This window comes from Rossellomorea sp. NRS-1567, assembly GCF_050467885.1.
In the GTDB taxonomy this organism is placed as follows: domain Bacteria; phylum Bacillota; class Bacilli; order Bacillales; family Bacillaceae_B; genus Rossellomorea; species Rossellomorea aquimaris_C.
This window is the reverse complement of sequence record NZ_JBITPL010000030.1, coordinates 106,548-121,066: the sequence shown is the minus strand read 5'-3', so window position 1 is coordinate 121,066 and position 14,519 is coordinate 106,548. Positions and strand designations below refer to the sequence as shown.

Below are 14,519 nucleotides of genomic sequence, written 5' to 3'. Positions count from 1 at the left end.
ACATGATTCAAAAAGCATTGACGATTGCCGGATCTGACTGTGGCGGTGGGGCTGGGATCCAGGCAGATCTCAAGACGTTTCAGGAGCTGAATGTCTATGGAATGTCTGCCATCACAGCAGTGACGGCGCAAAATACTAGAGGTGTACAAGGTGTGTATCCATTATCTGCTGAGGCTGTCATTGATCAATTAACCTCGATTGCTGAAGATTTACCTCCCAAAGCCATCAAAACGGGCATGCTGGTGAACGAAGACATTATTTCTCATGTTGCCGACTTTGTTCGATTACACTCCTGGAAGAAGCTCGTTGTGGATCCTGTCATGATAGCAAAAGGGGGAGCAGCTTTATTGGAGAGGGAAGCCGTTAACGCTTTGATCAATGAATTGATCCCCCTTGCGTTTGTGGTCACGCCGAACATTCCTGAAGCGGAGGCCATAACCGGGCATGAAATTCTCACTGAAGCTGACATTAAAAGAGCGGCTGAAATATTGTTCCAAATGGGGGCTAAACATGTGGTGATAAAAGGTGGACATCAATCTCATGCTCAATCTAGTCAAGCGACTGACATCCTCTTTGATGGAAAAAGATTTTATGAGTTTAGCAGTCCGAGAGTCTTCACACCACATACTCACGGAACAGGGTGTACATTCTCTGCTGTGATTACAGCACAATTAGCAAAAGGACTTACGGTCAATGAGTCTGTCCAAACTGCCAAACAATTTATCACTGCCGCGATCAGTGACTCACTGGGCATTGGGAGTGAGCACGGACCAACGAATCATTGGGCGTACCATGCAGGTATGAATGCATGAATCTAAGAGAAAGTCTGCAGTTATATTTTGTGATGGGAAGCCCTAATTGTGAGAAGCATCCGGCACATGTATTAGAGGAAGCCCTTTTAGGCGGAGTTACCATGTTTCAATTTCGTGAAAAAGGTATGGAAGCTTTAGAAGGTGATGCGAAAGTTGAGCTGGCTCATGAGCTGCAGCGTTTATGTCGTAAACACGGTATTCCTTTTATCGTGAATGATGATGTAGAGCTGGCTTTATTAATGAACGCTGATGGAGTACATATCGGTCAGGAGGATGAACCTATCGAAAAAGTCCGTCGGAAAATAGGAAATAGAATACTTGGTGTCTCCTCTCATGACGTGAATGAAGCAAGGTTAGCTATGGAGTCAGGGGCAGACTATCTTGGAGTTGGTCCAATGTTTCCTACCAATACGAAGAATGATTGTAGAGAGGTTCGTGGCCCGAAAATCATCCGATCAATAAGAACAAATGGTATCGATATCCCCCTTGTCGGGATCGGAGGCATTCATTCGAGAAATGCTTCTCAAGTGTTGGCAGCTGGTGCGGACGGTGTAGCAATTATTTCTGCGATTTCAAGACATCCCTTTCGTACGGAAAACTTAGCCCAAGTTGTTCAACAAAAGCTTTTACGATTGTAATCGATCCACAATAAAAAATAAAACCACTATAACAACATATCTCATACTCCCTCATCATACTATACAGTAGACCTCGGTCTAACTTGTATCATCATCAACGATAAGAGGGAGGGGTAAGAATGAATGTCTGGTTTGTTTTGTTAAACATTTTGGTGTTTCTTGTTCTCATTGGTGTATTACTTTATATGCAAAGGAAAAATGTTTCGTTTTCAAAACGGGTGTTTACCGCTCTGGGGCTCGGAATATTATTTGGTCTTGGATTACAGTGGGTATATGAAGCCGGGGATGAAAATGTCACACAATCGATTGAATGGTTTAACATCGTAGGAACCGGCTATATTAAACTGCTGCAAATGATTGTCATGCCTTTAGTGTTTGTGTCGATTATATCAGCCTTTACTAAATTAAAACGGTCTCATAATTTAGGGAAGATCTCTGTGCTGATCATTGGATTGCTGGTAGGCACAACAGCCGTTGCTGCAGCTGTCGGGATTGCTACGACCGTGGCTTTTGATTTGGAAGCGATCCAGATTGATCAGGGAGAGGCAGAAGCGGCAAGGGGTGTTCAATTAGAGGAGAGAGCAACAGCTTTAGAAGGTCAGAGTTATCCTCAAAAAATTCTCGAGCTTTTACCTGCGAATCCGTTCCTGGACTTTACGGGACAAAGAGCAACCTCGACGATCGCTGTCGTGATTTTTGCAGCTTTCATCGGCATCGCTTACTTGGGGGCTCAGCGCAAAGAGCCTGAGGCTGCTGAATTCTTCAAGAAGATCGTGGATTCCGTCTATGCTGTAGTGATGAGAATTGTGACTTTAGTGTTACGACTCACTCCATTCGGTGTGTTGGCCATCATGGCTAAAACAGTGGCATTAAGTAATTTTGATGCTATCATGAAGCTTGGAGAATTTGTTGGAGCATCATATGTTGCCTTGATTATCATGTTTGCCATTCACTTAATCATGCTTACTCTTACTGGTTTAAATCCGGTCACTTATATGAAAAAGGTATTTCCTGTATTAGCATTTGCTTTTACGTCGAGATCCAGCGCCGGAACACTTCCGCTTAACATTCAAACACAAAAGAATAAATTGGGGGTTTCAGAAGGGGTTGCAAACTTCTCGGGATCCTTCGGGTTATCCATCGGTCAGAACGGTTGTGCAGGTGTGTATCCTGCCATGCTTGCAGTGATGATTGCACCGACTGTCGGGATCAACCCATTAACCCCTTCCTTTATTCTTACGCTCATCGTAGTGGTGGCCATCAGCTCCTTCGGTGTTGCTGGCGTTGGAGGCGGAGCTACATTTGCTGCTATCCTGGTTCTATCCGCCATGGATCTTCCTGTAGCGTTAGCGGGTCTATTGATTTCTGTTGAACCTTTGATTGACATGGGGCGTACAGCAGTTAACGTGAGTGGTGCGATGACATCCGGAGTGATAACAAGTAAAGTGACAGGGGATTTGGATAGCGAAACGTATAACAAAGAAATCATTGAAGCAGAAGCTTAAACAAGTGGGCTGGCTCATTCATATATGAGCCAGTTTTTCTTTTGTATGAAAATTAATTTAGTTATTTCCAGTGATTATGATTGAAAATTCAGACTATATTCTTTACTATGGAATTAAACATACCGACCGGTTAGTATCTTGGGTGTGTGATTGAAATGCTGTAAAGATGAGGAGGCATGAACATGCATGTGAATAAGTTATTTGATTTATCAGGTAAAGTTGCCCTTGTGACTGGAGGAGGCAGGGGGTTGGGAAAACAAATCGCTACCGGCTTTGCTGAAGCGGGGGCTAACGTAGTTTTATGCTCGAGAAACGTTGAAGCATGTGAAGACGTGAAGAAAGGATTAGAAGAATTAGGTGTCCAATCACTGGCATTGAAGTGTGATGTCACTAATCCTGAAGATGTACAGCGTGTTGTAGATGAAACAAAGAAGATGTTCGGCCGCATTGATATTTTAGTGAATAACAGTGGTGCTTCCTGGGGGGCCCCTGCAGAAGATATGCCCCTTGATGCATGGCATAAAGTAATCAATGTGAATGTAAATGGTACTTTTATTATGTCACAGGCCGTGGGGAAAGTAATGCTTGAGCAACAGCAAGGAAAAATCATTAATATCGCTTCCGTCGCAGGTCTTCAAGGTACAGACCCACGTTATATGGATGCCATTGGCTATAGTACCAGTAAAGCAGCGGTCATCAATTTCACGAAGGATCTAGCCGTGAAATGGGGATCCCGCGGGATTCATGTGAATGCAATCGCACCGGGATTCTTTCCAACAAAAATGTCAAAAGGAATTCTGTCTCATGCAGGGGAAGCCATTTTAAACGGCACACCATTAAATCGATTCGGTACCGAAGATGATCTAAAAGGAGCAGCACTTTACCTGGCGGCCCGTGCATCTGATTTTGTCACTGGTTCAGTTCTCGTCGTAGACGGTGGATCCTCAGCGATGTAACCGAGTGCGAAGTAATACATGTTTTGGTTAAGAAAGGATGGATGTAATGGATTTCTCCTATTCTCCAAAAGTACAAGAATATCAAAATAGAATATCCCGATTTATGGAAGAATACGTGTATCCGAATGAATCGCTCTATGAAAATCAGCTCAATCAGCAAGAAACCCGCTGGAGTGGGGTTCCCGCAATCGTGGAAGAATTAAAAGCGGAAGCGAAGAAACGGGGATTATGGAACCTATTTCTTCCTCAAAGCAAATATGGTGCCGGGCTCAATAATGTAGAATACGCCCCTCTTTGTGAAATCATGGGGAGATCCCTGATTGGGCCGGAAGTGTTTAATTGCAATGCTCCTGATACAGGGAATATGGAAGTGTTGGAACGTTATGGGACTCCCACCCAAAAACAACAGTATCTTATCCCACTTCTAAATGGTGATATCCGTTCATGTTTCTCTATGACCGAGCCTGATGTCGCGTCTTCCGATGCAACGAATATTAAGGCGAGTATCATTCGGGATGGAGATGAATACATCATTAACGCGAGGAAATGGTGGTCCTCAGGCGCCGGGGACCCTCGATGCAGCTTTTCAATTTTGATGGGGAAAACGGATCCAGAAGCGAGTCGACATGAACAGCAATCAATGATCATCATCCCCCTGAATACACCAGGTGTGAAAATTGAGCGCATGCTCCCTGTGTTCGGTTACGATCATGCTCCTCATGGACATGGAGAAATCAGCTTTACCGATGTAAGAGTTCCTTTAGATAATATGATCTGGGGTGAAGGTAAAGGTTTCGCTATCGCACAAGGAAGGTTGGGACCGGGGCGAATTCATCATTGTATGAGATTGATTGGTGCAGCCGAGCGGGCACTTGAAGATTTATGTAAGCGCGTTCAGATGCGTGATGCATTTGGAAGGGCATTGGCAAGTCAGGGGGTCGTAAGAGAATGGATTGCGAACTCAAGGATTGAAATCGAGCAAGCCCGTCTTCTCACAATGAAAGCAGCCTACATGATGGATACCGTCGGCAATAAAGCAGCTAAACAGGAAATCGCCATGATTAAAGTGGTGGCTCCTTCCATGGCTTTACGTGTGATTGACCGGGCCATTCAAGCGTTCGGGGCAGCAGGTGTATCGGATGACTACACGTTGGCAGCTCAATGGGCAAATGCCCGTACACTGCGGCTTGCTGATGGACCAGATGAAGTACACCGTGCCCAATTGGCCAGATTAGAATTGAGAAAACACGAAAAAGCTTCTCCTGTAGAAAGCTAGGAAGAGAGTTGAATGATGAAGAGATTAGAAGGGAAAGTTTCCGTTATTACAGGAGGAGGCGGAGGAATTGGGCGCGCTACAGCCCTAAGGTTCTCGAAAGAAGGTGCTGCTGTGGTCGTAGCAGACCTGGATGATGCAAGTGGTGAAGAGACTGTTAGACTCATTCACGAAAAAAAAGGAAATGCATTATTTGTCAAAACGAATGTGCGGGAAAGTGAAAGTATCCAATCACTCGTACATACAACGGTAGAACATTTCGGAGGTCTCGATATCCTTATCAATAATGCAGGAATCGGACAGTCGGAAGTCAGGAGTATTGATTTGGAAGAGAACGAATGGGATGCCGTTTTGGATACAAACTTAAAAAGCATTTTTTTGGGAATGAAGTATGCCGTACCTGAATTGATGAAAAAAGATGGTGTAATTGTGAATGTATCGAGCCTTCTCGGTTTAAAGGGCCGTAAATTCGTGTCAGCTTACAATGCGGCAAAAGGTGGGGTCATACTGCTGACACAAAATGCAGCCCTGGAATATGGAAAGGATAATATTCGGGTGAATGCAGTGGCGCCTGGGGTTATTGATACGAACATCATCAATGGTTGGAAGAAGGATGAGAGGAAATGGTCGGCGATCTCTCAATCAAATGCTCTAAGGCGTATTGGAAATCCAGAAGAAGTTGCCTCAGCGATTCTGTTTTTAGCTTCCGATGAGGCGTCCTTTATAACCGGTGCCACATTATCTGTTGATGGTGGCGGATTAATCTTTTAAGGTACATGCCTAATTGGTACATTAGTATTCTGAAATGGAAGGAATGATTTTGTGACAACTAAACCTTGGCTCAGTCATTACCCTGAGACATTTGAAACTGAAATTCCTGTGGTTGATTTTTCAATTCCAGAAATGCTTCGACAAACCGTTTCTTCATTCCCTGCTCATCCATGTATCAGCTTTTATCAAAAACGGATCACGTATGGTGAACTTCAGGGTACCGTCACCATGCTTGCTTCATCCTTTCAACATAGTGGAGTGAAGAAAGGAGACAGGGTGGCGATCATGCTCCCGAACTGTCCCCAATATGTGATCTCTTATTATGGGATCCTTACCTCCGGGGGAATTGTCACACAGGTGAATCCGATGTCGGTTGAGAGGGAATTAATCCATCTGCTTAACGACTCGGGGGCAGAGACAATCGTCGTATTGGACCGTTTTTATCCTATGGTCAAATCCATACAACAGGAAACAGAGATCAAGACGATTATCGTAGTCAGCCTCCAGGGGGAAAACAGCGCTTCGGACTACTCCTTTGATGAATTTTTAAGGGTGGGGGATGGTGAAGTATCCCAAGTGTCGATCAATCCTGAAGAAGATGTGGCAGTGCTTCAATATACGGGTGGAACTACCGGTGCATCCAAGGGAGTCATGCTCACTCATAAAAACATTCTTTCAAATGTCATTCAAAGTCAGCTCTTCTTTAAAGACAGTATTGAGACAGGAAAAGAAAGAAGCCTGAGTGTGATTCCGTTCTTTCACGTATTTGGGATGAATTCCTGTATGAATTTTGCGGTCTATTCAGCAAATGAAATGATCTTGCTTCCAAGATTTGAATTGACAGAAGTGTTAACAACGATTAAGAATGAACAGCCCACCCTGTTTCCAGGTGTGCCGACTATGTACGTGGCGATCACCAATCATCCCCACGCAGAAGAGTACGGCATTGATTCAATAAAGATTTGTAATAGTGGAAGCGCCCCGATGCCAGTTGAGTTATTGAATCAATTCGAAAAGAAAACAGGAGCAAAAATATTAGAGGGATACGGATTATCAGAGGCTTCACCGACGACTCATTGCAACCCAGCTTTTGCAGAAAGAAAGCCGGGAACCGTCGGAATCGGATTTCCATCCACAGACTATAAGGTAGTCGATTTAGCAACCGGCACTAAGGAGGTCCCTTTAGGCGATGTGGGTGAACTCATTATTAAAGGCCCTCAAGTCATGAAAGGCTACTGGAATTTACCTGAAGAGACTGCTCACGCCCTTCGAGATGGCTGGCTATACACGGGAGACATCGCCCGAATGGATGAAGAAGGCTATTTATCGATTGTGGACCGAAAGAAAGATCTGATCATTGCATCAGGATACAATGTGTATCCCCGGGAAGTCGAGGAAATCATTTACGAGCATCCAAGCGTACAGGAAGCGGTCGTAATAGGTGTCCCGGACTCTTATAGAGGTGAAACCGTTAAGGCAGTGATCGTCTTAAAGACAGGAGAACAGGCAACTGAAAAAGAATTGGTTCATTTCTGCGAGGAGAACATGTCATCATTCAAAGTTCCAAAAATCATTGAGTTTCGTGATGAGCTTCCAAAGACGAGTGTTGGGAAAATATTGCGAAGAGCTCTGCGTGAAAGCGTGAGGTAATATGATATAATTCAGGTGATATTTGCAGATTGAGAGGATTTCAGATGAAAGAAAAACTTACAGAACATGCTGTACGCTTATTTGATGAAAAAGGGTTTACCGTTACTTCCATCCAGGACATCGTAGAATCCATTGGTGTAACGAAAGGAACATTCTATTACTATTTTTCCAGTAAGGAAGAGCTGTTAAGGGAAATTCATATGTGCTATATTGATGGCTTATTATCTAAACAGGAAAGAGTACTTGTGGATGATCGGAAGTGCTACATGGAAAAGCTATATGATATTGTCCATCTTTCCATTTTGGATATTAAAGAGCAAGGGTCCAGTGCCAAAGTATTTTTTAGAGAAATGAGGCACTTGAGTCAGGAAAGTCTGGATGCAATTGAGCCTAAGCGGGATATGTATCGCTATAATATAGAAACTCTCCTGAAAGAAGGTAGGAAGAACGGAGACTTTCATGAAGACTTTGACGTATCGATTGTAGCCTTTGGAATTCTGGGTATGATGAATTGGAGCTATCAATGGTATAAACCTGATGGTGCGAAATCCGATCAGGAAATTGCCCGGACTTTTGTCAATATGGTATTAAAAGGGATTGAGTCAGAGTAAAGGGGAAATCATGTACAGGATTTCCTTTCCAATCAACATACCGACTGGTTAGTATTTATAGAGGGAGAAGGTGTGCTAATGGAAACCATTACGGTAACGAGTAGATTTTGCGAAACGGATGCATTGGGCCATATCAACAATACTACTTATTTTGTTTATTTAGAAGAAGCAAGAATTAAATTTTTTCAATCACTCGGATTTGATATGGATGTGAAAGACTGGCGTTTTATTCTGGCTTCAACCAAATGTGACTTTGTATCACAAGGGTATTTTAATCAAGAGCTGAAGATCACCACCTATCTATCAAGAATTGGATCAAAGAGCTTTCAGTTAGAGCATGATATTTTATGTGCGGACACCCATCAATTGATTGCAAAGGGAAATGCGGTGATCGTTTATTTTGATTTTCTTGAGCAGCAAAGCAAAATGATCCCTGAGTTGTTAAAGGATCAGTTAAACACTCATTTGCGCTCAGAAAAAACTGAATATTCTTAATGTTGGAGGTATAAGATGTCTGAAAAAACAGGGTATGAAACGGTATCGGTGCGACAAGGAGAAGAACTGAATGTAACCAATTTAAAACACTTCTTGAAAGAGCATTTCCCCAACCTCCTTCATGAAGAGCTATCTATTAAACAATTTTCTGCAGGACACTCAAATCTTACGTATCTATTAAAAGTGGGTGAATGGGAAGGTGTACTGAGGCGCCCTCCTTTAGGTCCCGTCGCCCCGAAGGCTCATGATATGAAAAGAGAATTCAGGATCCTTACAGAAATTCAACCATTGTTCGGGGTTGCACCGGAGCCGTATGTATTCTCTGATGATGAAAGGATCGTAGGCAGCTCATTTTTTATCATGGAGCGAAAAAGGGGTGAAGTGTTTGATACTTCCTTTCCCCCGCACCTCCATGTGAAACCAGATGTCTGCAGGAAAATATCGGAGGAAATGGTTTCTAAACTTGTTGAACTTCATTCCATTGATCACCGAAAAACAACTCTTCATGAAATCAGTAAGCCCGAACATTTTATGGAAAGACAAGTACACGGGTGGATCAATCGTTACGAGCGTGCAAAAACAAGTGAGATTCGTGAAGTGGATCAGCTGACACACTGGTTGGTAAAGAATGTTCCAGGAAATACTGAATCGACCATAATTCATTATGATTTTAAATTAAACAATGCCATGTTTTCTTCTGACCTGAAATCCATGGTGGGATTATTTGACTGGGAGATGGCGACCGTTGGTGATCCTCTTGCTGATTTAGGTGTCGCTATGGGGTATTGGATACAAAATGATGATCCCGAGTTATTAAAATTCGGTCTTGGGAAGCCTCCAGTAACGATCATGGACGGTTTTTACAGCAGAAGGCAATTTATCGAAGAGTATGCCAGGAAAAGCGGCAGGGATGTGAACCATATTCATTTTTATTTATCTTTTGCTTACTTTAAGCTCGCAGTCATTGTGCAACAAATCTATTACCGCTTTAAGATGGGGCAAACCAGAGATTCACGATTTTCTCAATTTGATCGGTTTGCGGAATCTTTGATCACCCTGGGAAATCAAGCTGCATTCGATCGCCAGGAATAAAGACAAGGAGATGAACGAAAACGATGAAATCCTCTTTATTAATAGAAACCACTGACCGGGTGCTTACATTGACATTAAACAGACCGGATAGCTTGAATTCCTTTGATGAGAGCATGCTTGCGGGAATCGTTGAAGCGCTCCAGCAGGCAGAACATAATCAGGAAATCAGAGCCATTGTGATTCGCGGTGCCGGGAGGGCCTTTTCTGCAGGCGGCGACGTGAAAACGATGGGGAGCGCCACATCAACCGAAGTCTATGAACATATCGGGATATTAAATACATGCATTAAAGCGATAAAAGAAATAGAAAAACCGGTCATCGCCTCGGTACACGGTTTTGCAGCAGGTGCCGGATTTAATCTAGCCCTGGCCTGCGATTTGATCATCGCTTCAGAAGATAGTCAATTTGCTTTAAGCTTCTCTAAAGTAGGTCTTATTTCCGATGGAGGAGGGTCGTATTTTCTTCCCCGCATCATCGGCTCTCATTTAGCGAAAGAATTCTTCTTTTCAGGAGAACCTGTGACTGCTGGTAGAATGTATGACTTAGGTGTGGTAAATCGTATTGTCCCTTCTGAAAGACTTGAAGAGGTAACAACTGATTGGGCTAGAGGGTTAGCCTCGGGGCCAAGTAAAGCATATGGAATGATGAAGAAAATGATTGATCGTTCATTCACCTTATCATTGGATGAGATACTCGAACAAGAACGTATCACACAAGCATTGTTGATTTCAACTGAAGATCATGCTGAGGGAGTTTCAGCATTTAAAGACAAAAGAATGCCAACTTTTACGGGAAAATAGGAGGGATCAGAATGAAAGCCATTCAGTTCAGAGAGTTTGGAAGCCCTAATGTATTAGAAAATGTGGATATAGATGTTCCTGCACCACGAGGGAGAGAAGTCCTTATTGAAGTTCAAGCATCAGCAGTCAATTATGCTGATACAGCAAGACGTGAAGGGCAATATGTGGTAAAAACTCCACTACCATATATCCCGGGTTCTGAAGTGGCGGGAATCGTCACGGAAGTGGGAGAAGATGTGACGAGAGTAAGAAAGGGAGACCGTGTTGTAGCCATGATGGACTCCGGAGGTTATGCAGAATTTGCCCTGACAGATGAGCGTTCGGTGATCCCCCTGCCGTATGGATTGGATTTCAAAGAAGCGGCCGCCATCCCTGTTCAAGGATTAAGTGCCTATCATATATTAAAAACCTTGGGAAGGTTGCAGCAGGGGGAAATCGTCCTCATTCATGCAGCGGCTGGTGGCGTTGGCCTGCTTGCCGTCCAACTGGCAAAACGTTTTGGTGCAGGTAAGATCATCGCCACGGCCAGTACAGAAGAAAAATTAAGTCTTGCAGGGGCCATGGGGGCAGACGTATTAGTCAACTACACTCAGGATGGCTGGGAAGCAGAAGTTCTGGAAGCTACAAATGGTAAGGGTGTTAACCTGGCATTGGAGATGGCAGGTGGTGATGTTTTCTATAAGACGTTAAAATGTCTCGACTATTTCGGGAGAATGGTCATATACGGAGTCGCAAGCGGGGAACAGAGCAGATTTTATCCTTCTTCTTTGATGGCAAAGAATCAGTCTGTTATCGGGTTCTTCCTCCCTCCTCTCATGGGAGATGCTGAACTAAACCAGAAAACCCTTCATGAAATCTTTCATTACGTCGCGTCCGGGGAATTGAAAGTGACGGTTGGTCATGTATTTCCTTTAGAGGAAGCAGCTAAGGTCCATACACTCATGCAGGCAAGAAAAACGGTAGGAAAAGTAATCCTGCAGCCATAATACTGAGTAGTTAGTATACGATCCAACTAATAGGGGGAAACGGGATGAACTTACGGTTATCAGATGAACAAAGGATGATCCAAAAAACCATCCGTAAATTTGTTGAGAAAGAACTAATACCTTTAGAAAATGAAGTGCTAAGAAATGAACGGGAAGGAAAACCAAGTCTTTCCCTGGAAAAAAGAAATGAGCTGAAGGTAAAAGCAAAGGAAGCAGGGTTCTGGGGTATCAATACACCAGAAGAATACGGTGGAGCGGACCTCGGGCAAATGATGATGGCCATTGTTTATATGGAAATCTCCAAAACCTTTGTGCCTTTCAGTTTCGGTGGTTATGCAGATAACATCCTATACTATGCCAACGAAGAACAGAAAAAGAACTATTTGATCCCCACGATAAACGGAGAGAAAAAGTCCTGCTTCGCCATGACGGAACCGGGAGCCGGATCCGATACTCAAAACATTCGGATGACCGCAGTGAAGGATGGAAATGAGTGGGTGTTGAATGGGGAAAAAACCTTTATTACGGGCGGAAATGAAGCAGATTTTGTCATGGTCATGGCGGTGACCGATAAGGAAAAGCATCGGCGAACGGGTCGGGACGGAGTAACCTGTTTTATTGCCGATCGAAGCATGGGTTGGACATCTGAATACATTCATACCATGGGGGAATGGGGACCGGCCAGTCTGTTTTTTGATGATGTGCGGGTGCCTGAAGAAAATATTCTGGGTGAAATCGATGGTGGTTACAATCTGGGTCTGGAATGGATCGGGTTCGCACGTTGGATCGTAGGGGCACAAGCAGTAGGGGCAGCGGAACGCTTACTTCAAATGGCGATTGATTATTCAAAGGAAAGAGAGACATTTGGAAAGCCAATCGCGGATCGACAGGCGATTCAGTGGCAGATCGCTGATTCTGCCGTGGAAATTGAAGCAGCCAGGTGGCTTGTGTTAAATGCAGCATTCACGTTGGATCAAGGAGAAGATAATCGCCATGTTGCATCGATTGCCAAGCTGTATGGATCGAACATGGGCAATAGGGTAGTGGATCGGGTCCTTCAAATTCACGGTGGGATGGGCTACACAAGAGAGCTTCCCATTGAACGCTGGTATCGTGAAGCAAGATTGTGGCGGATTTATGATGGTACGGATGAAATTCAAAAACTGATCATTTCAAGGAATCTCTTAAAAGGGCATGTGAAAGTGGGCCAGTTTGTTTAAAGCGATAGGGAGGTAATGGAAATGGGTGAAAGATTCAGAGGAAAAGTAGCATTAGTAACAGGCGGGAGCCGGGGGATCGGTAGAGCGATTGCCAAGCTCTTTGCAGAAGAAGGGGCAAAGGTTGCCGTCATTGATGTAAATGAAGAGGCACTTTTGGAAGTCAGTGAGGAATTGAGAGAATATGAAATATATACAAAAGTTGCGAATGTAGTAGAATCCGAGGAAGTAGAAGATGCCATAAAAGAAGTCTATGAAACTTTCGGCTCCGTTGATATAGTCGTCAACAATGCAGGAGTCATCAGAGATAACCTGCTATTTAAAATGACCGATACAGATTGGCAAACGGTCATGGATGTGCATTTGAAAGGATCATTTAACGTAGCGAAAGCCGCGCAAGGTTATATGGTGAAAAAGAGGTATGGCCGTATGATTAATATTTCGTCTACCTCTGCACTCGGTAACCGAGGACAGGCAAATTACGCTACGGCTAAAGCGGGTCTCCAAGGCTTAACGAAAACTTTGGCTATAGAGCTTGGTCCTCTGGGTATAACGACCAATGCAGTTGCCCCCGGATTCATCGAAACGGAAATGACCAGGGAAACGGCGAAGCGAATCGGAATTACCTTTGAACAACTGGTGGAAGCGAGTCTTCAAGGAATTCCTGTCGGAAGAAGCGGGCAGCCGGAAGATATAGCGAATGCAGTGGCGTTTTTTGCAGATGAAAGCTCGTCATTCGTTAATGGACAAATCCTCTACGTAGCTGGAGGGCCGAAAGCCTAATGGGAGAAAGAGGTGAAGGATATGTTTCAAGCTTATATCGGTAAACGCTCAACGTCCGTAGAAAATTGTGTGGAGAAAGGGGCGGTTCGTAAGTTTGCCGAAGCCATCGGTGATCCACATCCGATTTATGTGGATGAAGAAGCAGGAAAGAGGTCTAGATACAGGGGGAATATTGCTCCCCCCACTTTTCCCAGAGTGCTTGACTATGGAACGATTGAGGGTTTTCATTTACCGAACATCGGGTTAATTCATGGAGAACAATCTTTTCATTATGAAAGACCACTAAAGGTTGGGGAATGTATTCAGTGTTATACAGAGATAAAAGATTACTATGAGCGGAAAGGGTCGGGTGGAACACTTGGCTTTCTTGTAATAGAAGATATCGGTGAAGACTCAGGAGGGAATAGGATCTTCACCTCCGAAGCGATTGTCATTATCACTGAAGCGGTTAGAGAGAGGTTAGGAAAATGACTAAACTATCATCCCTTAAAATAGGTGAAACGCTTCCCCTTGTTGAATTAGCTCCAGTCTCGAGAATCGATTTAATTAAATATGCAGGAGCTTCTGGAGATTATAACCCTATTCATACGATTGATGAGGAGGCACATAAATTGGGTCTTCCAGGTGTCATTGCTCATGGCATGTGGACAATGGGAAATGTCTCCAAGTTTTTTAGTGATCATTATGAAGAAGGATTTATCAAAGAGTACACGATCCGCTTTAAAGGGATGGTTTTCCTGAATGATGTCATTAAATTGATTGCAGAAGTATCAGAAAAACAGGATGATCTCTTACATTTTAAAGTCTTTGCCGTCAATCAGAACCAGAAGAAAGTAATCGAAGGTAAATTGAAGTTTCAATTATTTTGATCACTCTGGTGAAAATAGTGTCCTATAGCGTTCATAAAACGAATAGAAATAAAGAGAATGA

At 43.6% G+C, this 14,519-nt stretch carries 16 protein-coding genes; all 16 read left to right on the top strand.

From position 1 onward, the window contains the following. The first annotated feature begins 2 nt into the window (after nucleotides 1-2). The 16 genes from thiD (at nucleotide 3) to ACIFOD_RS20925 (ending at nucleotide 14,458) form a co-directional block, all read left to right on the top strand. Nucleotides 3-812, top strand: a complete 810-nt coding sequence (gene thiD, locus ACIFOD_RS21000) for a bifunctional hydroxymethylpyrimidine kinase/phosphomethylpyrimidine kinase (RefSeq protein ID WP_430316124.1) — start codon at nucleotides 3-5, stop codon at nucleotides 810-812. Further along, entirely contained in the window at nucleotides 809-1,450 is a 642-nt protein-coding gene (gene thiE / locus ACIFOD_RS20995; protein ID WP_430316123.1) for a thiamine phosphate synthase, read from the top strand. Before thiD ends, thiE begins: the two co-directional genes overlap by 4 nt. Nucleotides 1,451-1,569: 119 nt before the next feature. Continuing rightward, a complete protein-coding gene (locus ACIFOD_RS20990) occupies nucleotides 1,570-2,955 on the top strand; it encodes an L-cystine transporter (protein WP_430316122.1) in 1,386 nt (461 codons plus the stop codon). A 182-nt stretch (nucleotides 2,956-3,137) separates the two neighbouring features. Beyond that, nucleotides 3,138-3,911, top strand: coding sequence for an SDR family oxidoreductase (locus ACIFOD_RS20985; protein WP_430316121.1), 774 nt, complete (start codon nucleotides 3,138-3,140; stop codon nucleotides 3,909-3,911). 46 nt (nucleotides 3,912-3,957) lie between these two features. Then, nucleotides 3,958-5,187, top strand: coding sequence for an acyl-CoA dehydrogenase family protein (locus ACIFOD_RS20980; protein WP_430316208.1), 1,230 nt, complete (start codon nucleotides 3,958-3,960; stop codon nucleotides 5,185-5,187). 12 nt (nucleotides 5,188-5,199) lie between these two features. Then, nucleotides 5,200-5,955, top strand: coding sequence for an SDR family NAD(P)-dependent oxidoreductase (locus ACIFOD_RS20975; protein ID WP_430316120.1), 756 nt, complete (start codon nucleotides 5,200-5,202; stop codon nucleotides 5,953-5,955). A 51-nt stretch (nucleotides 5,956-6,006) separates the two neighbouring features. Then, a complete protein-coding gene (locus tag ACIFOD_RS20970) occupies nucleotides 6,007-7,605 on the top strand; it encodes a long-chain-fatty-acid--CoA ligase (RefSeq protein ID WP_430316119.1) in 1,599 nt (532 codons plus the stop codon). 44 nt (nucleotides 7,606-7,649) lie between these two features. After that, complete coding sequence (locus tag ACIFOD_RS20965) at nucleotides 7,650-8,216, top strand: TetR/AcrR family transcriptional regulator (protein WP_430316118.1); 567 nt, start codon at nucleotides 7,650-7,652, stop codon at nucleotides 8,214-8,216. Nucleotides 8,217-8,294: 78 nt separating this feature from the next. Further along, nucleotides 8,295-8,711 (top strand): acyl-CoA thioesterase, encoded by a 417-nt coding sequence (locus ACIFOD_RS20960; protein WP_430316117.1) that lies wholly within the window; start codon nucleotides 8,295-8,297, stop codon nucleotides 8,709-8,711. Nucleotides 8,712-8,726: 15 nt separating this feature from the next. Beyond that, a complete protein-coding gene (locus tag ACIFOD_RS20955; RefSeq protein ID WP_430316116.1) occupies nucleotides 8,727-9,803 on the top strand; it encodes a phosphotransferase family protein in 1,077 nt (358 codons plus the stop codon). A 23-nt stretch (nucleotides 9,804-9,826) separates the two neighbouring features. Next, nucleotides 9,827-10,603, top strand: coding sequence for an enoyl-CoA hydratase/isomerase family protein (locus tag ACIFOD_RS20950; RefSeq protein ID WP_430316115.1), 777 nt, complete (start codon nucleotides 9,827-9,829; stop codon nucleotides 10,601-10,603). An 11-nt stretch (nucleotides 10,604-10,614) separates the two neighbouring features. Then, nucleotides 10,615-11,589 carry a quinone oxidoreductase family protein gene (locus ACIFOD_RS20945; protein ID WP_430316114.1) on the top strand — a complete coding sequence of 325 codons (975 nt, stop codon included), beginning with the start codon at nucleotides 10,615-10,617 and terminating at the stop codon, nucleotides 11,587-11,589. A gap of 44 nt (nucleotides 11,590-11,633) precedes the next feature. Then, complete coding sequence (locus ACIFOD_RS20940; RefSeq protein WP_430316113.1) at nucleotides 11,634-12,809, top strand: acyl-CoA dehydrogenase family protein; 1,176 nt, start codon at nucleotides 11,634-11,636, stop codon at nucleotides 12,807-12,809. A 21-nt stretch (nucleotides 12,810-12,830) separates the two neighbouring features. Then, nucleotides 12,831-13,589 carry a 3-oxoacyl-ACP reductase FabG gene (gene fabG / locus ACIFOD_RS20935; RefSeq protein ID WP_430316112.1) on the top strand — a complete coding sequence of 253 codons (759 nt, stop codon included), beginning with the start codon at nucleotides 12,831-12,833 and terminating at the stop codon, nucleotides 13,587-13,589. 21 nt (nucleotides 13,590-13,610) lie between these two features. Beyond that, complete coding sequence (locus ACIFOD_RS20930) at nucleotides 13,611-14,060, top strand: MaoC family dehydratase N-terminal domain-containing protein (RefSeq protein WP_430316111.1); 450 nt, start codon at nucleotides 13,611-13,613, stop codon at nucleotides 14,058-14,060. Next, complete coding sequence (locus tag ACIFOD_RS20925; RefSeq protein ID WP_430316110.1) at nucleotides 14,057-14,458, top strand: MaoC/PaaZ C-terminal domain-containing protein; 402 nt, start codon at nucleotides 14,057-14,059, stop codon at nucleotides 14,456-14,458. The genes ACIFOD_RS20930 and ACIFOD_RS20925 overlap by 4 nt, the downstream gene beginning before the upstream one ends. The last annotated feature ends 61 nt before the right edge of the window (nucleotides 14,459-14,519 follow it).